Source organism: Bradyrhizobium sp. FW305-F6, assembly GCF_058782905.1.
Genome location: NZ_JBYSYD010000003.1, coordinates 253,808 through 275,741 on the forward strand (window position 1 = coordinate 253,808; position 21,934 = coordinate 275,741).

At 64.6% G+C, this 21,934-nt stretch carries 21 protein-coding genes and 1 pseudogene; 11 read left to right on the forward strand and 11 right to left on the reverse strand.

Annotated elements, in window-relative coordinates; genetic code table 11:
• Nucleotides 1-22: 22 nt before the first annotated feature.
• A complete protein-coding gene (locus tag AC3WLX_RS21580; RefSeq protein WP_492337506.1) occupies nt 23-310 on the reverse strand; it encodes a hypothetical protein in 288 nt (95 codons plus the stop codon).
• A 128-nt stretch (nt 311-438) separates the two neighbouring features.
• Nucleotides 439-945 carry a GNAT family N-acetyltransferase gene (locus tag AC3WLX_RS21585; RefSeq protein ID WP_492337507.1) on the reverse strand — a complete coding sequence of 169 codons (507 nt, stop codon included), beginning with the start codon at nt 943-945 and terminating at the stop codon, nt 439-441.
• A 147-nt stretch (nt 946-1,092) separates the two neighbouring features.
• Between AC3WLX_RS21585 and AC3WLX_RS21590 the strand changes: the two genes are divergently transcribed.
• On the forward strand, nt 1,093-1,479 hold the full coding sequence (locus tag AC3WLX_RS21590) for a COG4315 family predicted lipoprotein (protein ID WP_492337508.1): 387 nt from the start codon (nt 1,093-1,095) through the stop codon (nt 1,477-1,479).
• Nucleotides 1,480-1,489: 10 nt separating this feature from the next.
• Here AC3WLX_RS21590 and AC3WLX_RS21595 read toward each other — a convergent pair whose 3' ends face one another.
• Nucleotides 1,490-2,044: a PAS domain-containing protein gene (locus AC3WLX_RS21595; protein WP_492337509.1), complete on the reverse strand. Its 555-nt coding sequence runs from the start codon at nt 2,042-2,044 to the stop codon at nt 1,490-1,492.
• Nucleotides 2,045-2,762: 718 nt separating this feature from the next.
• Between AC3WLX_RS21595 and AC3WLX_RS21600 the strand changes: the two genes are divergently transcribed.
• Both AC3WLX_RS21600 and AC3WLX_RS21605 read left to right on the forward strand, forming a co-directional pair.
• Complete coding sequence (locus AC3WLX_RS21600) at nt 2,763-3,542, forward strand: rhomboid family intramembrane serine protease (RefSeq protein WP_492337510.1); 780 nt, start codon at nt 2,763-2,765, stop codon at nt 3,540-3,542.
• Between the two features lie 216 nt (nt 3,543-3,758).
• Nucleotides 3,759-4,187, forward strand: coding sequence for a CBS domain-containing protein (locus AC3WLX_RS21605; protein WP_492337511.1), 429 nt, complete (start codon nt 3,759-3,761; stop codon nt 4,185-4,187).
• 6 nt (nt 4,188-4,193) lie between these two features.
• Here the strand turns inward: AC3WLX_RS21605 and AC3WLX_RS21610 are convergent, their stop codons facing one another.
• Complete coding sequence (locus AC3WLX_RS21610) at nt 4,194-5,234, reverse strand: patatin-like phospholipase family protein (protein ID WP_492337512.1); 1,041 nt, start codon at nt 5,232-5,234, stop codon at nt 4,194-4,196.
• A 248-nt stretch (nt 5,235-5,482) separates the two neighbouring features.
• Here AC3WLX_RS21610 and AC3WLX_RS21615 point away from each other — a divergent pair, with 248 nt between their 5' ends.
• The 3 genes from AC3WLX_RS21615 (at nt 5,483) to AC3WLX_RS21625 (ending at nt 10,895) form a co-directional block, all read left to right on the forward strand.
• Nucleotides 5,483-6,556 (forward strand): RgsD C-terminal domain-containing protein, encoded by a 1,074-nt coding sequence (locus tag AC3WLX_RS21615; protein WP_492337513.1) that lies wholly within the window; start codon nt 5,483-5,485, stop codon nt 6,554-6,556.
• Between the two features lie 425 nt (nt 6,557-6,981).
• Entirely contained in the window at nt 6,982-7,215 is a 234-nt protein-coding gene (locus AC3WLX_RS21620; RefSeq protein ID WP_492337514.1) for a hypothetical protein, read from the forward strand.
• A 1,217-nt stretch (nt 7,216-8,432) separates the two neighbouring features.
• On the forward strand, nt 8,433-10,895 hold the full coding sequence (locus AC3WLX_RS21625) for a putative bifunctional diguanylate cyclase/phosphodiesterase (RefSeq protein ID WP_492337515.1): 2,463 nt from the start codon (nt 8,433-8,435) through the stop codon (nt 10,893-10,895).
• On the opposite strand, the gene AC3WLX_RS21630 is transcribed toward AC3WLX_RS21625, so the two are convergent.
• The 3 genes from AC3WLX_RS21630 to AC3WLX_RS21640 form a co-directional block, all read right to left on the reverse strand.
• Complete coding sequence (locus AC3WLX_RS21630) at nt 10,881-12,149, reverse strand: serine hydrolase domain-containing protein (RefSeq protein WP_492337516.1); 1,269 nt, start codon at nt 12,147-12,149, stop codon at nt 10,881-10,883. The genes AC3WLX_RS21625 and AC3WLX_RS21630 overlap by 15 nt on opposite strands.
• Before the next feature lie 63 nt (nt 12,150-12,212).
• A complete protein-coding gene (locus AC3WLX_RS21635) occupies nt 12,213-12,776 on the reverse strand; it encodes a nitroreductase family protein (protein ID WP_291628500.1) in 564 nt (187 codons plus the stop codon).
• A gap of 117 nt (nt 12,777-12,893) precedes the next feature.
• On the reverse strand, nt 12,894-13,664 hold the full coding sequence (locus tag AC3WLX_RS21640) for an autotransporter outer membrane beta-barrel domain-containing protein (RefSeq protein WP_492337517.1): 771 nt from the start codon (nt 13,662-13,664) through the stop codon (nt 12,894-12,896).
• A gap of 130 nt (nt 13,665-13,794) precedes the next feature.
• On the opposite strand from AC3WLX_RS21640, the gene AC3WLX_RS21645 reads away from it, so the two are divergent.
• Together AC3WLX_RS21645 and AC3WLX_RS21650 are read left to right on the forward strand one after the other, a co-directional pair.
• Nucleotides 13,795-14,151 (forward strand): hypothetical protein, encoded by a 357-nt coding sequence (locus tag AC3WLX_RS21645; RefSeq protein ID WP_492337518.1) that lies wholly within the window; start codon nt 13,795-13,797, stop codon nt 14,149-14,151.
• 178 nt (nt 14,152-14,329) lie between these two features.
• Complete coding sequence (locus AC3WLX_RS21650; protein WP_492337519.1) at nt 14,330-14,539, forward strand: hypothetical protein; 210 nt, start codon at nt 14,330-14,332, stop codon at nt 14,537-14,539.
• Here AC3WLX_RS21650 and AC3WLX_RS21655 read toward each other — a convergent pair.
• Both AC3WLX_RS21655 and AC3WLX_RS21660 read right to left on the reverse strand, forming a co-directional pair.
• Nucleotides 14,536-14,991, reverse strand: a complete 456-nt coding sequence (locus AC3WLX_RS21655; protein ID WP_492337902.1) for an autotransporter-associated beta strand repeat-containing protein — start codon at nt 14,989-14,991, stop codon at nt 14,536-14,538. The two genes, AC3WLX_RS21650 and AC3WLX_RS21655, sit on opposite strands and share 4 nt — an antisense overlap.
• Nucleotides 14,992-15,090: 99 nt before the next feature.
• Nucleotides 15,091-15,270, reverse strand: a pseudogene (locus AC3WLX_RS21660) (hypothetical protein); the annotation flags it as partial.
• Between AC3WLX_RS21660 and AC3WLX_RS21665 the strand changes: the two are divergent.
• From AC3WLX_RS21665 to AC3WLX_RS21675, 3 genes are all read left to right on the forward strand, one after another.
• On the forward strand, nt 15,269-15,835 hold the full coding sequence (locus tag AC3WLX_RS21665; protein ID WP_492337520.1) for a hypothetical protein: 567 nt from the start codon (nt 15,269-15,271) through the stop codon (nt 15,833-15,835). The pseudogene AC3WLX_RS21660 and the gene AC3WLX_RS21665 sit on opposite strands and share 2 nt — an antisense overlap.
• Before the next feature lie 768 nt (nt 15,836-16,603).
• Nucleotides 16,604-17,086: a hypothetical protein gene (locus tag AC3WLX_RS21670; protein WP_492337521.1), complete on the forward strand. Its 483-nt coding sequence runs from the start codon at nt 16,604-16,606 to the stop codon at nt 17,084-17,086.
• Entirely contained in the window at nt 17,068-17,520 is a 453-nt protein-coding gene (locus tag AC3WLX_RS21675; protein ID WP_492337522.1) for a hypothetical protein, read from the forward strand. Before AC3WLX_RS21670 ends, AC3WLX_RS21675 begins: the two co-directional genes overlap by 19 nt.
• On the opposite strand, the gene thrS is transcribed toward AC3WLX_RS21675, so the two are convergent.
• Nucleotides 17,517-19,568: a threonine--tRNA ligase gene (gene thrS / locus AC3WLX_RS21680; protein ID WP_492337523.1), complete on the reverse strand. Its 2,052-nt coding sequence runs from the start codon at nt 19,566-19,568 to the stop codon at nt 17,517-17,519. The two genes, AC3WLX_RS21675 and thrS, sit on opposite strands and share 4 nt — an antisense overlap.
• Nucleotides 19,569-19,683: 115 nt before the next feature.
• Nucleotides 19,684-21,816, reverse strand: coding sequence for a pentapeptide repeat-containing protein (locus AC3WLX_RS21685; protein WP_492337524.1), 2,133 nt, complete (start codon nt 21,814-21,816; stop codon nt 19,684-19,686).
• Nucleotides 21,817-21,934 lie beyond the last annotated feature (118 nt).

The following is a 21,934-nucleotide window of genomic DNA, read 5'->3' on the forward strand; positions in this document are numbered from 1 at the left end:
TCATCTGCAGGGTGAGATCGGCTCAGCGGCCACCGCCACCGCCGCCACCACCTCCGCCGCCACCGCCGCCGGCATCGCGCATCGATGAACTGTAGCGCGGGTCGGTTTGCTTCATGTAGATCGGCGAGATGTCGCGATTGATGGTGGATTTTCTGCCCACGTTCGGCGTTTCGATCAGGACGCCGCAGCCTTCGAAGAAAGCGGTGTCGCAGCCATAGGTCCGATACTGCGTTGCATTGGCGCTGGTCGCGGCCAACGCGCTCGCCGCGACGCATGTCATCAAAGCGATCTTCGACAAAGTGAGTTTCATGACTTTCTCCAGCCTCGGTTCGGCGAGACCGGAAGGGCTCGCACACACCTTCGACGGAGGCTGATCGGACCCGGTTCGAGGCGGCGGTTTCACGCCCGCGTGAGCCGGAGGGCGGCCGGGGAGGGACGTTACGTCGCAGCGAGGCCGCGCAGCATGTAGGTCGCGCCTTCGCCGTAGCAGGCCAGCTTCGCGCCCAGCGCCGCGTCCGCTGCGACCGCACGAAAGCCGAGGCGCTCCCACAATGGCCGCGTGGTGTAGACCGAGACCAGCGCGAACGTTGTGATTCCAGATGCGCCCGCCAACTCCGCAAGCCGGGCAAGATAAGCGCGCGTCACGCCGCCGCGAAAATCAGGCAGCACGGCGACGTCGTGGATGTAGAGGCAATCCGCACGATCGGGCAGTTCTTGCAGGAACGTGTCGAGCGGCGGAATCCGGTGCTGCATCCAGGGATGCGCCAGCCCGTAGCCGACAATGTCCTCACCCGCAACGAGCGCGCTACATCCGTCTGGATAGAGCCGCATCTTCTCCGCGAACACTTCGGGGCGCTCCGGAAGATCGGGATGGATCCGCGCCGCGATCGCGTCGATCGCAGGCAGGTCTGATCGGTGTGCCGGACGCCAATGCGGCTTGCTCATGTCATTTCGTCGTTCCGTCTCGGTCGGTCCAGTTTATTCCGCTGCGTCGACGCGCGCAGCGAAAAAAATATCCGCCTGCCCTCTCAGGAATACGAGGCCTTGCGCGGCGTCCTACTCATGCAAGCCCATTGCATGACAGGAGATATCATGACGTCCTCGATCCGCCTCGCGCTCGCGCTGGCCTTATCGCTCGCGCTCGTTCCCGCCGCCTTCGCCGCGCCGCCGACCAAGACCGGCAAGACCGACAAGGGCACGGTGCTGACCGATGCCAAGGGCATGTCGCTCTACACCTTCGACAAGGATGCGGGCGGCAAGTCGGCCTGCAACGGTCCTTGTGCGACGAACTGGCCAGTGCTGAAGGCCGAGGCGAGCGACGTCGGCGGCGACGGCTACACCATCATCACCCGCGACGACGGCTCGAAGCAGTGGGCCTACAAGGGCAAGCCGCTCTACACGTTCGCCAAGGACCAGAAGCCCGGCGACGTCACCGGCGACGGCTTCCTGAACGGCGCCTGGCACCTGGCGATGCCGTGAGAGCTGGCGGCTATCGCAGCCCCTCATACACCATCAGCCCGCGCGCGATCTGCAATTTGCGGATGGCGCGCGGCAGGAGTTTCTCCGGCTGGTGCAGATAGCGCCATGAGGTGAGGGTGAGGGCGGACAGCGTGCCGCATTCGTCGTCGAACGGCGCGAGCACGCCCGTCACGCTCACCGGGCTGTGCGGGCGGGCGTTGAAGGGCAGCAGCAGCAGTTCGAGATGCGCCTTGCTGCCGTCGCCGCGTGCGGCGGTGACGCCGGCGATCGCACCCAGCGTCTCGTCGGCGACGACCGTCGTGATGTCCTCGATCTCGCCGCGGCTCGCGTCGGTGAACAGCGCCGCGAAGCTCCGGTCCTTGAGGTCCGTTCCTGCGAGTGCGCAGACGCGCGTGCCGGCGACGCGGAACGGGAAGCCGAGGTTCGGTTCGCAGGAGAGCACGAAGATGTCGCCGAGCAGGCCGCGGACCGCGGCCGGGTCGATGTCGGCCCGGTCGGGGGCCCGCGCAGCGCCGCGCTTGTTGTCCCAATACGCGAAGAACGCGCGGCTCGACGGATGTTTCATGTCTGAACGCTAACCCCGGGGCGCAACCGCTCGGGACAGTCCTGTCCCGCTTCAGTGCACCCGCGATCCCTTGTGTTGTTGTGCAGGAGGGGATTTGCAGCGTCCATGCCGCAGCGGCGGTTTTGGGCCCGCTGAAGCGGTGTTTGCGTCGTTAACGTTAAATTAACTATGCGCTTTGTGCCCGCCGCCTGCCTGTTATGGTGACGGCGGTCGCAAGCCTTGCCGCTTTCTCCAGGTTCTCGGCAAGGCCTGTACACAGGGCGTCAAACAGTTTGGTCACGGGCCGCGGGGAGGGGTGGGGATACTCCTTATCTCTCCGGCCACCGGAAGACCGACACGGACAGGCAGGGCTTCCCAGGGCCCTGCCTTTTCCTTTTCGGTCATCAGCGCTCGTGCCCCGGACGCAGCGCGCACTCCTTCAGTGATGCGCTGCAGAGCCGGGCCCATGTTGCGAGCTCGACGGAGAATCTGGGTCCCGGCTCTGCACCGCGGCCCTTCGTGCCGCGCCTTGTCCGGGACACGGAAGCGGCTCAAATGCGCGAGGTCGTGTCCCGGACGTGCTGCGGCGCGTAGCGCTGCTGCGCAGAGCCGGGGCCCAGTCAGTCTGCCAGCGAACGAGACATCCTGCACCTTTTCCTATTGTGCACTTGCGCAGGGCGGGCAAAGGCGACTATCTCCAAGCTCCGTCGCTCCGATCTCGCCCGAAAGCGAAGCTGCCTTGGATTCCCCGCACGATTCGACGCCCGACCTGCCGGCTGCCCATGAGGAGGCCCCGCGCGAGCCGATCCTGACGCTTCCCACCGCGCTGACGGCCTATATCGCGCTGCTGGCGGTGATCCATCTGCGGGTGCTGCTGCCGCCGGAGCTCGAGAACTGGACCATCGACGTGTTCGGCTTCATCCCGAAGCGCTACGATTCCTCGCTGCTCAATCTGGAGATCCCGGGTGGAGCGGGGGCCAAGGTCTGGACCTTCGTCACCTATTCGCTGCTGCACGCCAATCTCACCCATCTCGGCTTCAACGTGCTGTGGCTGCTGCCGTTCGGCAGCGCGCTGGCGCGGCGCTTCGGTGCGGTCAGGTTCTTCGTCTTCCTGGCGGTGACGGCGGCGGCCGGCGCGCTGGCCCATCTCGTCACGCATGAGCATGCGGTGGCGCCGATGATCGGCGCTTCGGCCTCGGTGTCGGGCGCGATGGCAGCCGCAATCCGGTTCGCCTTCGTCCGCGGCAGCTTCCTGTCGTTCAACCGATCGGATGCCGATACCGCCGCGAGGGTTCCGGCGCTGCCGCTGTCGCGCGCGCTGCGCGACGGGCGGGTGCTCGGCTTTCTCGCAGTGTGGTTCGGCGTCAACATCATCTTCGGTGTCGGCGCGATCGGGGTCGACGCCGAAACCACGAGCGTCGCCTGGCAGGCCCATATCGGCGGCTTCTTCGCAGGGCTGCTGCTGTTCGCGCTTTTCGATCCCGTGCCGCGCGTGCGGCGCGATGCTGCGGATGCGTGATCACGGGACATTTCGCACCGTATTCTAAGCGGCGCTTGCGGCGCGGCCCGAATTCATCCATCATTCGTGGAAAAGAATGTTCCAAAGCGACACGCCCTTGGCGGCGATGCTCGCCAAAGCGCACGAGCGTGAAACCGGCGCTGAAACTGTTAGTTGAAGACTCGACGAACAAGTCCGGACTGCCACAGGCGGAACGGCCGATTCAGGGAGGCGACAATGACGGTACGCTCCATTCTCAACACCAAGGGCCACCAGATCATGAGCGTCGAGCCCGACGTCAGGCTGGAGGCCGCGATCAAGCTGCTCGGTGAGAAGAAGATCGGTGCAGTTCTGGTGATGAACCAGAGCCGGCTCGAGGGCATCCTGTCGGAGCGCGACATTGTGCGCGTGCTCGCCGAGCGCGGTGCCGGCGCGCTGGAGACCCCGGTCTCCGAGGTGATGACCCGGAAGGTCGTGACCTGCAAGGAGACCGACACCGTGGCCGAGCTCATGGAAATGATGACGACCGGCAAGTTCCGTCATCTGCCCGTGGTCGACAACGGCAAGGTAGTCGGCCTGATCTCGATCGGCGACATCGTCAAGCGCCGCGTCCAGGAATACGAGTCGGAGCAGGAAGCCCTGCGGGACTACATCAAGACCGCCTGACGGACGTCATTCCTGCGCCGTCGGCGCTGCGCCTTCCGGCGGCGGCGCCAGCACGTGGATCGCTTCCTGGATCGAGTCCAAGGCACGCTCTGCGGCGCGCACGCCGTGCGCGATCAAATCCTCGGCACGGTGGAAGTCGAACCAGCCGAACTGACCGACTCGCGGCGTGATCAGCAGGTCGGGCGGATCGCCCGCGAGGCGGGCGCGAGTGATGCGGTCCTGCATGATGTTGAAGGCATCCACCATCACCGAGGAGATGCCGGGCCGACCGTTGCCGCCGAAGAACTCGCGCTTCATCGTCTTCTCGGGCGAGAACAGCCGCGGGAAGCGCCGCTTGGCCGCCGGCTCCTCGGCCTCCGGCACGACCGGGCTGGGCGCTGCGCCGTGCGAATAGATCGTGGTGGAATGGGTGAAGATGTCGCTGGAAAGATTTGCGGCGATCACGATTTCGGCGCCGAGCGCGCGAGCGGCCGAGACCGGCACCGGATTCACCAGCGCGCCGTCGACGAGCCAGCGGTCGCCGATCAACACGGGCGCGAAGATGCCGGGCAGGGCGTAGGACGCGCGCATGGCATCGACCACGCGGCCCCGCGTCAGCCAAATCTCGTGCCCGGTGCGGACTTCGGTTGCGACGCTCGCGAACTTGATGGGAAGGTCCTCGATCAGGATCTGCCCGATCGCGTCCTCGAGCCGGGTCGCGAGCTTCTCGCCGCCGAGCAGGCCGGAGCCGTTGAGACGGATATCGAGATATCCGAGGATATTGCGCATCCCTTGCAGGCTGCGCCCCCACTCTTCGAACGTATCGAGCCGGCCGGCCGCATGAAGGCCGCCGACCACGGCGCCGATCGAGGTGCCGACCACGACGTCGGGCACGATGCCGTTCGCGAGCAGGGTCCTGATGATGCCGATATGGGCGAAGCCGCGCGCCGCGCCGCCGCCGAGGGCAAGGCCGATGACCGGCCGGCGGATGCTGCCGAGGCCGACTTTCTCGGCGCCCTTTTCGCCGTTCGAGCCGTTCACGCCCCGACCCTTCAAGATGTCCAGCACCGAAACTCTCCTCCGCCGGGCCTGTCCTTAGCCACAGACTAGGCACCGCTCTTGCCCTCCGCCATATCATGGGCGAAGCATGGTTTATGCCGCTTTGGGAAGGGCAGGGGGCGAGAGTATGGCGAGCGGCCACTGCCTCCGGCGAAATCACGCAGGTGTCAGCCGGGTTCCAGCCATCGCCCGTGAGCCCGTATTTCCTGGGATTTCAGAGGCTTGAATTTGCCGCGTTTTCGGTGAAAAGCAGGGGCATGACACGCGGGGGTGACGGCATCATCGGATGGCGGCGCAGCGGCAGGCTGCTGCCGGCGCTGATTCTTGCCGCGTGCTTCGTTACCACAAGCCAAAATACTGTTCAGGCGCAGCTTTTCTCCGATCGCCCGCCGCCGGTGCCGCCGGCATCGGTGCCCAATCCCGGCGGCGCCGTCAGCCTCGCGCCGCCCTCCGGCCTCGGCGCCGGTCCGCCGACCCTGCCGTCGACGCTGATGCAGCCGACGACGCCGAGCATGCCGCCGCCCGCCGTCTCCACCGTACCGCCGGCCGCTCCGCTGAATGCGGCCGTGCCCGGACAGGGCGTGCTGTCGCTGACAGCCAAATACGGCAAGGACTCGGCCCCCATCACCAGCGGCCTGGTCTGGCGCGTGTTTGCCGACCGGCCCGACGAGAACGGCACCTTCAAGCTGATCCGCGAGGACCGCAGCGGAACGCCGAACATCGTGCTGCCGCCCGGCAATTATGTCGTCCACGTCGCCTTTGGTCTTGTCAGCGCGGTACGCACCGTCAGCCTGAAGTCCGAGACCAATCGCGAATCCTTCGTGCTGCCGGCCGGCGGCCTGCGCATCGAGGGCCGCGTCGGCACCAGCCGCATTCCGCAGAACCAGATCTCGTTCGCAATCTACAAGGGCAGCCAGTTCGAAGCCGGCGAACGCGCGTCCCTGGTGCCCAACGTCGCCGCCGGCGACGTCGTCCTGATCCCGGAGGGCACCTACTACATCGTCTCTAATTACGGCGATGCCAATTCGGTGGTGCGCTCGGACATCCGCGTCCAGGCCGGCAAGCTCACCGACGTCACCATCACCCACCGCGCCGCCGTGATCACCCTCAAACTGGTCAGCGACAAAGGCGGCGAGGCGCTCGCCAACACCGCCTGGTCGGTGCTGACCCCCGGCGGCGACGTCATCAAGGAATCGATCGGCGCCTTCCCGCGGGTGGTGCTTTCGGAAGGCGAATACCGCGCCATCGCCAAGAACGAGGGCAAGGTCTACGAGCGCGGATTCAATGTCGTCAACGGCGTCGACGGCGAAGTCGAAGTCATCGCGCGCTAACAACATGATCCGGAAAGGTGCGAAGCCCTTTTTCCGGAAAGATCATGCGCAAACAACCATCTCAAGCGCGATGACGATTTATCCAAATCTCACCGCGCTTTAGCGGTCGGGTGGGGCGCCGCCCGGGCGAGACCCGCGCGCCGCAATTCTCATTTCACGCACGAAGATGCATCTCTTGTTACCTCCGCTTCCGGCATCGGAGTCTCCAGGTAAGTGCACGTCGGCGTTATGTTCAGTACTGAACACTGCCGCCGCCAGGGGATGTCGGAAACACCGAGGCCACCGGCTTATTCCAGTAGCGGCGCACCTGCCGCACGTCCGGTGGACGATGCGTATTCCGACAATCAATCTTGTTCTCTTTCCATGCTGCTGCGCTATATGTCGGACGCCCGTCTAACGGGGGAAGGCCGGAGCAGGCGCATGCCTTGCGAGACCGGCAGGAGCAGGAGACCGGGCTCGTCGGCATGTTCGAAGTGATCCTCACCAGGCGCAAGCGATTTGGCTGGCGGTGGCAGGTGTGCGACCAGTCCGGCAAGATATTTGCCGCCGGCTTCGAGCGCACGCGTCCGTCCGCCAAATATCAAGGCGAGCGCGCGTTGTTCTTCCTGCTGTCGCAGGCCTATCTGCTCAATCGCTCGGCGGCCTCCAGCGAGGACTAGGAGCGGCGTTCCGCCGTCTGCGGGGTAGGCAAAGGCGCGCGTCCTTACGCGCCACGCCCACCATCTTTCGACGGTCGCATCGTCATCGTGGGCACGATTCGCTTGCACGCCCTGCGTATCAACCCCTCGCATTGCCGACGGGCAAAACACCCCAGCGCTTGGTCAATCCGCGCCGCCGAAAATATTCCGCTTTACCGAAATTCGGAAACGGCGTAGGTGTTGCGGCAACCCGGCCCAAGGAAGAGGGGCGTATCGCGATCGTCACGAACGCGGGCCGGGCGGCGGTGGACGTGGGTCACACCGGCGCGGACGGCTTCGCAGGGCGGGCAACCGTGAGCGAAAGACCTCGTGCCAACGACGGGTGCGGCTGGCGTACGGCAAAATCGTGTGGTCCTGGCGCCCGGGGTCTGTGCGCCAAGCGTTGCGGTGATGCGGCGGCCCGACCGGGCACGCGCATCAGTCATCCGCAAGGCGACGGGGGCAATAGTGCATCGCTCCCCGGGGAGAGCACGACATAAGCCGTCAAACCACTGCGCAGGGAAGGCCGGGATGTCCTGGCTACACCTGTATGCCGCTGTGCAGCTTCTCACCACGCAGATTCGCACAGTGGACCTCGGGTGCCTGCGGGCTCCCGGTCTTCCCTGCGCCCTCTTTCATTTCAGAGGGTGAGGCGACAAACGCAAAGCTCGGGCAAGATGCGCCGCGAGGCCGCGAAGGCGTGTCTGGGACATGAGCTGCGTGCCACAAGCTCGATCTCGTAGGGTGGGCAAAGCGCAAGCGTGCCCACGCCCTGTGGCTCATCGAAGGAGATCGTGGGCACGGCGCAATGCGCCTTTGCCCACCCTACGCACCGCCGCTGGGATGTACACTGGAGCATCGCTAATGACGACGTGCAGACAGAATCCGCCATGCCCCAACTCTCGTGCCCCGGACGCAGCGCAGCGCTACTTCAGCGGTGCGCTGCAGAGCCGGGGCCCATGCATCAGCGTGCCTGGATTGCTGGGTCCCGGCTCTGCGCAGCAGCGCCAGAGCGCTGCAGCGCGTCCGGGACTCGAGCGCATTGCCTTCGCACGGCTGTCATAGTCTCTAACGACCGCTAACCAACAGTCGACTTAAAACTGTCATAATCATTGAAAGGGAACCCGCGCCCGCGCGCCCTTTACACGTCCTTAAGCGCGCCTGCATTGGATGCGCCGGCAAAGTGCGTTGGGGACACCATGACTGCCGCGAAGAAGATGCCGGGGAAACCGGCCGCCGACATGTTTGATGACATCCCGGTGCTTCAGCGCAAATGGCGCGCGGCGTTGAAACCGGGCGAGCGGCTGCCGCGCTACGAGGACGTGATGCTCGGCAGCCTCGGCCGGCTTGCCGACCACATCGCGCTCCTGAAGAACGAAGGTGTGCTCGAACTGTCGCGCAGCGGACGTTACGCGCAGAAATGGCTCGGCGAGGAACGCTGGGACATTCCCGTCGCGGAGCTGTCGCCCGATTGCGCCACGGCGCTGACGGAAGCCGCGTCCATCGCGCTGGCGACGGGGCAGCCGCATCACGCGAACGCGCATTGCGTCCGTGACGGCATGGTGAGGACCTACGATCTGCTGGCCCTGCCCACCGCCTCGCGCTGGGGCGCCACGCTGGTCGGCGCCTATGTCAACGAACGCGGCCTGCACTACAATCTGCTGGACGCGATCTTCGCCGCCACCGACGATGCGGTGATCTCGCTGACGACCCTGCGCGATGCCGGCGGCAAGCCGTTCGATCTCCAGATCGTGCATCACAACGACAGCGCAAGCGCGCTGTTGAGGGTGGCGAACGGCAGCCTGCTGTGGCGGCGGATCGGCGAGGGGACCACGCTATTGGCCTTGCCCGAGATCATGGAATTCCTGCTCGAGGCCGTCGCGGGCGGCCGCGGCGAGCAGCTCGAGATCGAGCACGAGGGCCGCCATCTCCGCCTCAGCGCCACCGCCTTCGCCGGCGTGGTCTCCCTGGCGATCTCCGACGTCACCGCCTTGAAGCGTCGCGATGCCTCGTTCCGCCTGCTGTTCGACAACAACCCGATGCCGATGTGGGTGTTCGACGCGCAGACCAAGGCGTTCCTCAGCGTCAACGACGCCGCGGTCCAGCATTACGGTTATAGCCGCGCCGCGTTCCTGCGCATGAAGCTGAACGAGATCTGGCCGGAGGACGAGTGGGACAGCCATTCCGAGGCGCTGGAGCGGCTCGGGGACGCCTATCATTCCTCGCGCAACTGGCGGCACCTGCGCGCCGACGGCAGCGAGATTGAGGTGCTCACCTTCGGCCGCCGCGTCGCCTTCGACGACCGCGACGGCTATCTGGTTGCGGTCGTCGACATCACGGAGCGGCGCAAGGCCGAAGCGCGCATCGCCCATATGGCCCATCATGACGGGCTTACCGACCTGCCGAACCGCGAATATTTCCAGGAGCGCCTCAAGCAGGCCCTGGACCAGGCCGCAGGAAAGCGCGTCGGCGTGCTCTACATCGATCTCGACCTGTTCAAGAACATCAACGATTCCTTCGGCCATCCTGTCGGCGACCGCCTGCTCAAGGAAGTCGCCGGACGGCTGACCACCGCGGTCCGAGGCGGCAATCTCGCTGCGCGGCTCGGCGGTGACGAGTTCGCGGTCATATTGGTCGCCGACGTCTCGCCGAACGAGGCCAGCGCCTGCGCATCCCTGCTGATCGACACGGTGAAGGCGCCTTATGAGATCGACGGGCAGGAGATGGTGATCGGGGCCAGCGTCGGCATCGCATTGTCGCCGGGCGACGGCACGACGCCGGAAGAGTTGATGCGCAATGCCGACATGGCGCTGTACCGGGCGAAATCCGACGGCGGCGGCGTGCACCGCTTCTTCGAGCGCGAGATGGACCTGCATGCGCAAAAGCGCCGCGACATGGAGCTCGACCTGCGCCGCGCGTTCGCCAACGGCGAGTTCGAGCTGCATTATCAGCCGCTGGTGTCGATCGCCTCCGACCGAATCTCCGGATTCGAGTCGCTGCTGCGCTGGCGGCATCCGGAAAAGGGCATGATCTCGCCGGCGGAGTTCATCCCCGTTGCCGAAGACATCGGGCTGATCATCCAGCTCGGCGAATGGGTGCTGCGCGAAGCCTGCGCCGAGGCGGTCAAATGGCCCGCCGACGTCAAGGTCGCGGTCAATCTGTCGCCGGCGCAATTCCGCAGCCGCAACCTGGTTCAGGTCGTGATCTCGGCCCTGGCGCAGTCCGGCCTGTCGCCGAAGCGGCTCGAGCTCGAGATCACCGAGTCGATCTTCCTGGCCGAGACCGATGCCAATCTGGCCATCCTGCACCAGCTGCGCGAACTCGGCGTCAGCATCTCCATGGACGATTTCGGCACCGGCTATTCCAGCCTGAGCTATTTGCGCAGCTTTCCATTCGACAAGATCAAGATCGACCGCTCCTTCGTCAAGGACCTGGCGCAGCGGCCCGATTGCGGTGCGATCGTGCGCGCGATCTCGGGTTTGGGGCGCAGCCTCAACATCACCACGACCGCGGAGGGCGTCGAGACCGAGGATCAGCTCGACTGGCTGCGTGCGGAAGGCTGCAACGAGGTGCAGGGGTTTCTGTTCAGCGCCGCCCGGCCTGCCGCCGAGATCGCAAAGCTGCTCGCGGATTTCCGCCAGCGCACCTCACGGGCGGCGTAGCCCTTCCGGGTAGCAGTCGTAGACCAGCGCCTTGAACGCAGGCGTGATGCGGCCGCGCTCGTTCTGGGTCTGCTGCATCATGAGGTAGACCATGTCGAGCTTGGGATCGACGCCGAAATAGGTGCCGCTGCCGCTGTCCCATTTCAATTCGCCGAGCGACCCTGGCGGCGGCGGCTTTGCATTGCCGGGATCGGTGCGCACGGCAAGGCCGTAGCCATAGCCGAAGCCGTCGCCCGGGAAATAGAAGTAGTCGCGTCCGACGCCGGAGCCGGGCCCGATCTGATCGGTCGTCATGGCCTTGAATGCTGCCGGGCTCAGATAGCGCCTGCCCTCGAACTCCCCGCCATTGAGCAGCATCTGCGAGAAGCGCTGATAGTCCGTGATGGTCGAGAGCAGGCCGCCGCCGCCGGATTGCCATTCCGGATGGTCGAGACGGTCGCGCTCTCCGGCAAGCAGGATGAAATCGTTCGGCAGCGGCCGCGCCATCCGCCTCAGCTCGTCCTCCGTCGCGACCACGAATTTGGTGCTGTTCATGCCAAGCGGATCGAAGATGCGTGCCTTCAGGAACTCGTACAGCGTCTGGCCCGACACGATCTCGATCACGCTGCCGAGCACATCGGTGGAATGGCCGTAGCGCCACAGCGTTCCCGGCTGACGCGCCAGCGGCAGTTTGGCGATGCGATCGGCGAATTCCCTGTTGTTGAAGTGACCTTCGAAAATGTTGGCCATCTTGTAAGCGTGCTCGACCCATTCGCTGCCGATGTAATCGTAGCTGATGCCCGAAGTATGCCGCAGCAGATCCTCGATATTGACGGGGCGGTCCGGTGGGTCGAGGTCCAGCTCCACCGTGCCGTTGGGCAGGGTCACCTCGCGGCCCACCAAGGTCCCTGCGAACAGCGGGACGTATTTCGACACGGGGTCGGTGAGCGCAAGCTTGCCCTCGTCGATCAGCATCATCGCGCCGAGGCACGTGATCGGCTTGGTCATGGAATGGATGGCGAAGATCGTGTCCGGCGTCATCGCAAGACCGGTCCGGGTGTCGCGCACGCCGAAGCACTTCAGGTAGACCGGCTTGCCGTGCTGCTGAACCAGGATCACAGCGCCGGGCAGCCGGCCGCTTGTCACCTCATTGTTGAAATAGGCCGTGATACGATCGAGCCCCTCGGACGCGGGGGCGGGAATAGCGGCCGCCCGGCTTCGCATCGTCGAGCCGGCGAGCAGCGCGGCCCCGACCAGAAATTCACGGCGTCGCATCCGGGCTTCCTCCCTCGCCGGGATCAAAGCCGCACAACGCCAGGGGCGTCAACAAGCCTTCGATTAAAAACGCGTCACGATTTCGGAAAGGAACGGTCGCGGACGGTCTTCGCTCGGCTTGGTCGGCGTACCGATATGGATGAAGCCGGCGAGCTTTTCGTCCGGCTTGAGGCCAAGCCCGTCAAGCACGTCACGGTCAAACGAGAACCACCCGGTGAGCCAGCAGGCGCCGTAGCCAAGCGCGGTCGCGGCGGTGACGATGTTCATGGCGCTTGCGCCCGCCGACAATTCCTGCTCGAAAGCCGGCACCTTCGGATGCGGTTTGGTGAAGCTGACGATGCCGATCACCAGCGGCGCATCCATCAGGCGCTTGCGCTCGGTCTCGACGTCGGCGGCCGGTGCGCCGGGATTCTTCCGGGCAAAGACCTTGGCGATCACCTCTCCGGCACGTGCGCGGGCATCGCCCTCGAAGACGATGAAGCGCCAGGGCGCCAGCTTGCCGTGATCGGGCACGCGCGCGCCGATGGTGAGGATGGTTTCGAGTTCGGCCGGCGAGGGCCCGGGCCCGGTCATCTCGCGCGGCTTGACCGAGCGTCGGGTTTTCAGGAGTTCGATGGCGTCGGGCACGGGCAGTCTCTCTCGTGGGGTCGGTATGAGCCTCGCATTAGCATGCGCTCCCCCTCGCCACGAGGCCATAGAGCCCCGATTAGATCGATTGTGATCACGGCCGTCCTGTGCCCGGGCTCACCAGGCGAAGCGCACGACGCCCTTGCCGGCATAGGCGCGCGTCGACCGGGAGAACTCGCCCTCGAAGGACGCTGCGGCCGACCAGCCGCCGGCCCATGTCATCTCGACCGAAGTTGTCATGAGCGCGGAGTCGCGCGCCTGCGCGGCGCCGCTCACCGCAAAACTGGCGCCCGGCAGCGCCAGGAAGCTCGCGGCCGCCGAACGGTCAGGGTTGAAATCATGGGCCCAGGCGAGGCGCCCGCGCAAGGCCAGCATGCCGTCCGGCACCGCGAACGACTTGTCGCTGCGCAGGCCGAGTTCGCTGCGATTGTCGGCCAAGCGCTTGCCAGCATAGCCCAGCGCAAAGGTCGAGGCGCCGGAGACGACCTGCTCCGCATAGCCCGGTTGGTCGAATAGAGCGGCCTGTACCGCCGCGTATGGCGCAAGGCCCACGCCGCCGCTGACGGGCAGGACGAACCGGTAGCCGCCCTCGAGCCGACCCGCCCATGCATTGGCTCTGAAGTTGGCGCGCAGCCGATCGGTGCCGGCGATCGTCACGGTGCGGTCGGTGGTGATGTCCTGCCAGCCATAGGCGAGGGCGGCAGCGATAAAGGCGCGCCCTTCGGTATGGCGCAGATGGATTCCGGCCTGGAACAGATCGGAACGGCCGGAACCCTGGCCGTTCACGCCAAAGCTGGTGCCGCCACCGGCCAACGCAAAGCCGGTCACCGTCTGCGCCGACAGCGTGATCGGCGCCCGCAGCGACGGCATAGGTGCGGCTGGTCGCATCGTTCGATCCGGCGGTCGCGTTGCCGGACGTGGATTGCGCGCCGCCGACGCCGGCCGCCCACACGTCCCAGCGCTGCTCGAAGCTGGCAGCCGGAGCGCGGGTGAGCCTTGCAAAGGCATTGGTTCGCCGGTGGTTGTGCTGATCCGCAAAGCCGCTCGCGCCACCTCCGCCCGCGACGCCGCGCGTGGTGGGATCGGTGAGCAGGGCGGCGAAGCGGCCCATCGCATCGAACGTCGCCTGCTGCGCGCCGGTTGCGGTCTCACCAGAGGCCTGCGTCAGGCCAGCAGGCGTCAACCCGGCATAGATGGCGGGAATGCCACCAATGCGATTGAAGGAGTCGGTGAGGGCGCTGCCGACGGCCTGCTGGTTGCCGTTCAATCCGGACGGAATGCCGAAGTTCAGAGCGAGATTGAGATAGGCGTCGTTGGCGTCGTAGCTCAGGCTGGTCTGGAAGTTGGCGGGCAGGTTGGTGGAGACGATATCTGATGCGAACGTACCGGAGATGCCGCCGCTGGCGGTGAGGATGGTGTAGCTCTTGCTGACATAGGCCCCATTGGCAAATACCGCATTCACCGTGGCACCGCCGAGCGAGGCGGTGCCGTTCACGGTCGTGAAGGACGCGGCCGAGGGATCGAGCTGCACACGATAAATGGCGCCGGATTGCATGACGAGATTGCCGTCGATCGTCATCGACGATGCCGCCGTGCCATTGCCCGGCGCCAGTACGCCGCCTGCATTGATCGTCACCGTGAGAGGATCGATCAGGCCCTCGCCGGACAGCGTGCCGCCCGCATTGACAGTGACGGCGGAGGTGCCGCCGAGTGTCCCTTCGACGTCGAGCGTACCGCCGTTGATGATGGTCGCGCCCGACTAGGTGCTGGTGCCGGTCAAGCGCAGGGTGCCGCTGCCGGACTTGGTCAGTCCGCCGCTGCCGGAGATCGTACCGGCGAAGACCGTACTGCCATTGTCGCCGCCGGTGGTCAGGGTCGCCGCACCGAGCGTCACGGCGCCGCCGCCTGCCAGCGAGCCGATGGCTTGGTCGAAGCCGTTGAGGTCGAGTATCGCGCCGCTCGCCACGGTGAAAGCGCTGGCGGAGGAAAACGCTCCGGTCGCACCCGCCTGCAGGACGCCGGCGTTCACATGGGTCTCGCCGGTATAGGTGCCGGTGCCCGACAGCGATAACGTGCCGAGGCCGATCTTGGTCAATCCGCCGGTGCCTACGATGTCACCTGCGAGCGTCGCGTTGTTGCCGTTGGTGTCGAAGCTGCCACCGCCGCCGTTCAGCGAGATGACGTGGCTTGTGACGAAACCGGCGAGAAACCGCAACGTGCCGCCGTCCAGCGTCAGCCCGCCCGAGACGTCGCCGAGACTTCCATCGGACGACACGGCGAGAACACCCTGGTTGATGCTCCAGGGCGTGGTCGCGGTCGTCGTTCCCGTCAACGTCCAGGTGCCGGTCCCGGTCTTCACGAAGCTCGAGAAAGCCCTGATACTGCGCCGCCGGACCGATGCTGGAGACATCGAAGGTGTCGTCGGTGGCGCCTCCGAGGCGGAAGGTATCCGTGCCGGTGCCGACGACATTGCCGGTGATAATCGATCCGGCATGGATTTCCAGCACGTTGATGCCGCCGGTGAAAGTGATGGCGTTGGCGGTTGTAGGGCCGCCGGCTTGCAGCCCGCCCGAAATCGTGCCGCTGTTGATGACGGTCAGATCGGCACCGAGGATGGCGAGGCCGGCATCGCCGGCTGTCCCCCCTGTCGTGGGGCTGGAGCCGGTGCCTACGTTCCCCGAACTGCCGCCGGTGATGCTACCGGAATTGATCACCGTCGCCGGACCGCTGGCATAGACACCAACCCCGCCATCGCCGCCGTCGCCGCCCGAGGAGCTGAACGAGCTGCCTGGCGCGTTGCCGCCCTTGCCGCCGCTTCCGCCGGTAATGCTGCCCGCATTGCTGAGGACACTGCCGCCGGACAGGAAAACACCGATGCCGCCGTCGCCTCCGTTTCCGCCATAACCGTCGCTCAACGTGTTGGCGCCCCCGGCACCGCCATTGCCGCCGCGAATGATCCCGGTACTGCTGTTGGTGTAGGTGAGCCCACTGCCGTCCACGACGGCGCCGTAACCCCCTGCGCCGCCGCCTCCACCGGAGCGATTGGCGCCGGTCGTTGAGCCGCCGTCACCGCCGCGGGTTCCGGCGACCGTGCCCACATTCGTGGTGCCGGTCGTCACCACCGCGCCGTGAACGCCACCAGCGCCTCCGCCGCCACTCGTGACGTAGTCGCCATTTTCGCCATCGTAGCCGTTTCCATCGCTGTCGGTGCCGGAGCCGCCCAGAACGTTGCCCGAGCTGTCGCTCCCGCCGGCGCCGCTGGTCACGCCAGCGCCGCCGCCGCCGCCGCCGCGTGTCGCATTCGCGCCGTCGAGCCCGTTATCCCCTGCACCGGTCGCCGAACTCAGGCCGCCATTTGTAAAGGCGGCGCTGCCGCTGCCGCCCGAACCGCCGCGGGGTGTCTGCGCCAAAGCGGGGCCGGCAATAACCAGCGCCAACACTGCGGCACTTGCCAGATGGGAAAATCTCGGCCGCCGCGGGGTCCCGCCGGGAAGGTCGCGAACGGATATGTGAGCGGCCAGCAACGTTGCCCCCTTGCGCAAAGACGCCCATACAGCCCTTGCAGCGTCTTCGGCTCCGCTCCTTGCGGAGCGGCCTGCGTCCCAACGAGTTACCTGCGCCGGAGGACCGCTCAAACTGTGACTTTTTGGGTGCATTCCGGATGCGCCGATTGCACGGATTGACGTGACTTGCGTGCAACATGGCCGGGAGTGCCTCCAAGCGATCGCGGCGATCCGTCCGGATTTCCCGTGTTGTGGAGGCCCGGGTGGGTTGCTATCGCTTGCAGTGAGGCCGGACGCCCGGCCGGTTGTTGTGAATTGCTGGAAATGCCTGACGCGGCACACATCCCTTCGCCCGACGCCGTTGCCGCGTTGCGCCGCCATCCCGGATTTTCGCATGCGATCCGGTCCTCGGCAGCCAGCGCAGTCGCGCTCTACCAATCAAGTCGCCCCCTCAATGCCTTGTTGAACGATCGGGCCCGGGCGCTGTTCGGCCACGTCGCGCTTTACCTGCATCATCAGGGCATCGAACCCGGCGAGCCGGGGCTGACCGTGGGTGCCATGAAGGAGCACTGCGTACAGCTCGACCTGTGCAGCGGGGGGCGTTGCGAAGCGATGCTGGCCTTGATGCAGGCAACCGGACTGCTTGCTCCTGCGCCGGATCCGGATCGGCGCAAGCGGCTGCTGGTGCCGACCGAGAAGCTGATCTCTTTGCATCGGGTGCCTGGGATGCCCATTTCGCCGCAATGCGCAGCGTGCTGCCGAGGGCGACTGCCTACAGCGCCGCGATCATGGACCCGGACTTCGTGAGGGCGTTCGTGATTGCGCTTGGCCGGCGGTTCGTGGCAGGTCTCCGCGTTCTCGACAGCGCGCCCGAACTCGGGTCGCTCGCCGAACGCAACGCCGGAATTGTCATCCTGTTCAGCCTGGCACTGAGCGGAGACAAGAACGGGCCGTTTCCGCCACGCGAACCGGTGCCGCTCTCGATCAACGCGCTGGCGAAGCGGTTTTCGGTGTCGCGCAAGCACGTGCTGACCTTGCTGCGGGATGCCGAGCGGCAGGGCCTGCTCCAGCGCTGCGGACCGGGCGACAGCGAGATCGTGCTGTTGCCGCCTGGCCGCGATGCGCTCGAAGCGATGCTCGCGACGATGTTTCTCTATCTTGCCGAATGCGGGGACGAAGCGATGCGCAGTTGCGCGCGCGGCGCCTCGCCCCCGATGTCGACGACGGCGCGGGCCGGCTAGGTCGCAGCGACCGCCTCGCGCATCCGCTTGACGTCCGGCGGCGTCGCCTCGTCGACCAGCGCTGCGATCGCTTCCGCCGTGCTCATTACCTTCTGGCCGTCGCTGCCGAGCCGGCGCACCGAGACCGAATGCGACTCGGCTTCCTTCTTGCCGACCACGAGCAGCGCCGGGATCTTGGCCAGCGAATGCTCTCGGACCTTGTAGTTGATCTTCTCGTTGCGCAGGTCGATCTCGGCCCGGAGGCCGGCGCGGCGTGCCTGCTCGAGCACCACCTTGGCGTATTCGTCGCCTTCCGAGGTGATGGTCGTGACCAGCGCCTGCACCGGCGCGAGCCAGAGCGGGAAGTTGCCGGCATAGTGCTCGATCAGGATGCCGATGTAGCGCTCCATCGAGCCGCAGATCGCGCGGTGCACCATCACGGGCGGCTTCTTGCCGCCGTCATGGTCGATGTAGAACGCGCCGAACCGCTCCGGCAGGTTGAAGTCGACCTGGGTGGTGCCGCACTGCCAGTCGCGGCCGATGGCATCGCGCAGCACGTATTCGAACTTCGGTCCGTAGAACGCGCCTTCGCCCGGGTTGATCTCGGTCTTGATGTGATTGTTCTGCGACTGGATCTCGCGCAGCACGGTGGCCATCACGCGCTCGGCGTGATCCCACATCTCGTCGGTGCCGACGCGCTTTTCCGGCCGGGTCGACAGCTTCACGGTGAGATCGCCGGTGAAGCCGAAATCGGCATAGGTCGACAGGATCAGATCGTTGATCTTCAGGCATTCCTCGGCGAGCTGGTCCTCGGTGCAGAAGACATGGGCGTCGTCCTGGGTGAAGCCGCGCACGCGCATCAACCCGTGCATCGCGCCCGAGGGCTCATAGCGATGCACCACGCCGAACTCGGCGAGGCGCAGCGGCAGGTCGCGGTAGCTCTTCAGGCCGTGCTTGAAGATCTGCACGTGGCCCGGGCAATTCATCGGCTTCAGCGCAAACCAGCGCTTGTCCTCGGCCTCGTCGCCGGCCGATTGCGCCGCGAACATGTTTTCGCGGTACCAGCCCCAATGGCCAGAGGTCTCCCACAGCACCTTGTCGAGGATCTGCGGCGCGTTGACCTCGTTGTAGTCGCCGGTCAGGCGCCGGCGCATATAGGCGATCAGCTGCTGGAAGATGGTCCAGCCCTTGGGGTGCCAGAACACGACGCCCGGACCCTCCTCCTGGAAGTGGAAGAGGTCGAGCTCGCGCCCGAGCTTGCGATGGTCGCGCTTCTCCGCTTCCTCGATCTGCTTGAGGTAGGCGTCGAGGTCCTCCTGCTTGGCGAAGGCCGTGCCGTAGATGCGGGTCAGCATCGGGTTGTTGGAATCGCCGCGCCAATAGGCGCCGGCCACCTTCATCAGCTTGAAGGCGTTGCCGACCTTGCCGGTCGAGGTCATGTGCGGGCCGCGGCAGAGATCGAACCAGTCGCCCTGGTAGTAGATCTTGATCGGCTCGGTGCCGGGAATGGCGTCGACCAGCTCGACCTTGAAGGCCTCGCCCTTGTCGCGGAACACCTGCTTGGTCTTCTCGCGGTCCCAGACTTCCTTCGTGAAAGGCTTGTCGCGCGCGATGATCTCGCGCATTTTCTTCTCGATCGCGGCAAAATCTTCCGGGGTGAACGGCTCGTTGCGGAAGAAGTCGTAGTAGAAGCCGTTCTCGATCACCGGACCGATGGTGACCTGGGTGCCCGGCCACAGCGTCTGCACGGCTTCCGCCAGCACGTGCGCGCAGTCGTGGCGGATCAGTTCGAGCGCACGCGGGTCGTCGCGATTGACGAGTTCGATCTTGGCATCGTCCTCGATCGGGTCGTTGAGATCGGCGAGGCTCCCGTCGAGCGCCATCGCAACTGTGCGCTTGGCCAGTGACGGCGAAATGCCCTTGGCGACGTCAAGGCCGGTGACGCCCTTGTCATATTCACGCCGGGCGCCGTCGGGAAAGGTGAGGGTGACTTTGGGGGCAGGGGTCACGGGCTTTAGGTTGGACAGGCTGTATTGAAAGCCGGACTCGGATTTGGGCTGGTCGGTCATTGCTTTTCTCCTGAGGCTCACTCCTGCGAACGAGCGCAGGTAAGCGGGAACGAGCGAACGCCTATCCTAAGTTAGTCCAGCCTACAATACTAGAATGCCTACGATTTGCCCCCTGTTACTGGTCGCTCTCGGGTTGCATCAGCCACCTTGTCAGGCGCAATTTTGTCTTCTCCGGAAGCTCTATTGGAGTTGTGCACACCGTCTTGTCTATTCCAAGCAGACCCCGTGCGAGACCTTTCGTGTACGAGGGTGGTGCACCAATGGCAATGTCCATCGAGACAGCGCCAGCAACGATGGCATTTGCGCCCAAATAAGGGTTCCAGGCCTTGGAGCACACTTGCTCAAGCACGCGCTTGGCCATCTTTTGATAGTACTCCTCTGTTGATAGCGCCTGTGAAGCGCATACTTCCCAATTGGCAGATTTTGAGGCTTCGGGCTCCATTTCCTTTTGAAGTCGCGCCTCGAGCAATTCTCGTGTTTGAGCCTGCTGAGACTCGGGTCTCTTCTGGACGATCCGCGATATGAAATTCTTGACTGATCTCGGCGTAGCCCTGGTTGCTGTGACCGAAGAGTCTAGTCCGCTCCGATTTACATCGATGATCGCATCAGGTTCAACATTCTCGATCTGAGCCCCGTTGCACGACGCGCCAGTTGTACGCCACACGTAAGGTCGCGCCATTAAAGTTGTTTCCAATATTGCCCCCTCCATGACGGCTCCTTGCAACTGAACCTCGGTCATCCGTGCTCCCGTGAGGTTGGCTTGGGTAAGCGTGGCTCCCTGAAATTTCACTAGGTACAGTGAAGCGCTTTGAAACTCCGCACTTTCAAGGTTGGCTGCCTGGAACTCTGTGCCCCAAAGAGAGGCTCCCTGAAGCTGTGCGGACGAGAGGTTGGCTGCGTGGAAAAGAGTATCTCGGAGATAGGCTCCTCGCAGGTGCGAATAAGACAGATCCGCATCTTGAAAGCCGGCCCCTTCGGCATGCACTTCCGTTAGCTCTGCGCCGGTCAGGTCTGCATTATGAAACTCCGCCCGCTTTAACGATGCTCCTGATAACTTTGCATACCTGAGGGTCGCCTCCGACAGGTGGGCATTGTCCAGGGTGGCTCCCTGGAGTTCGGTATCGTTTAAGTTCGCGCCCGACAAACTAGCCTTTTGAAGATCGACGTGGCGGAAATCTGCATTGGAGAGGTCGGCGCAACTTAGGTCGCGATCACGAAAGTTTCGCGTAGCTTCGCCTTCATGAGCATTTTCTTTCATCCGTTCTTCCGTAGCTCGGATGATCTTTGCGAGTTTTTCGTCGTCAACGACGTCCACATTGCGTAAGATCAAGCGGTCGTACGTCTTCGCGAACCAGCGCTCACACTGCGTCGAACGCGGGGGATGGCCGGTTGCCAGATTCACATGGAGCTCTCCAGGAAAACTCGCGACCGACAGCGAGACCGTGACATATAATGCAACTAAGGCTATTGGCAAAGCTACGCGCCGTCCCATGCGAGAGCATTGCCGACACCATCGACGCTTTGGGGACGCGAACACGCGTCTTTTCGAAGTAAACGTTCGCGAGGCCCATGCAACAAGCGTAGCGAAAAGGGCAAGCAGGCCTCTAAGCCAGTCCTTGATCTTCGACCATCCAACCTCTCGTCTCGCGTCGAGAATCGGCGTCCATAGCCCAACAACCGCCACTAGTTCCGCGAGGATGAGGAGGCGGTGGACCCATGTCGCCAAGTGATCATGATAGGGCAGGAAAGCAAATTGAAATGAGAGCAGCAGCAGGACAGGCGCAACGGCAAGCGTGATCCACGCGATTCCCTTCAGCAGCAAGCCTAGCCATCCCTGTCGCTCGCGTGGAGAGCCAGCAAAGATTTGAGCAAACAGCGTATTGGCGAGCCGTTGACGCATAACGGTGTTGTTCGACTTGAGAGGAACAAGGCGATCAAGGACGTCGTTGTAGACGGCGGCCGTCCGGGCAAGCAGAATGACCTGTATCAACACATAGGTATGGAAGATTACGAAGAGTATCGGTGCCAAAATGAAGAAGCCCCGAAGGGGCAATTCGATTCCTAGAACCGGCAATTTGACGGGGTCTGCTAATAAGAGTTGACGATCATCCACCGTTGTAGCTGCGACTAACAGATACAAGGAGAAGATCACGAAACTGACCCAGATCGTAGATACTCGTGTCGCCGAGTCGTTAAGCGACTTCTCCAGTGCCTCTATATTGTAGGGATCAATTTCGGTTTTAGACATGTCTTGGCCTGCCCGCCTCGGTTGTATTTTTTGCAGGCAAATGCGTCCGAGACAAGGGTATCTCAGTCGTGAGCTTTTCCTGCGATGTCGGGTTGGCGGCGAAGAGGCGGCTTGAGCC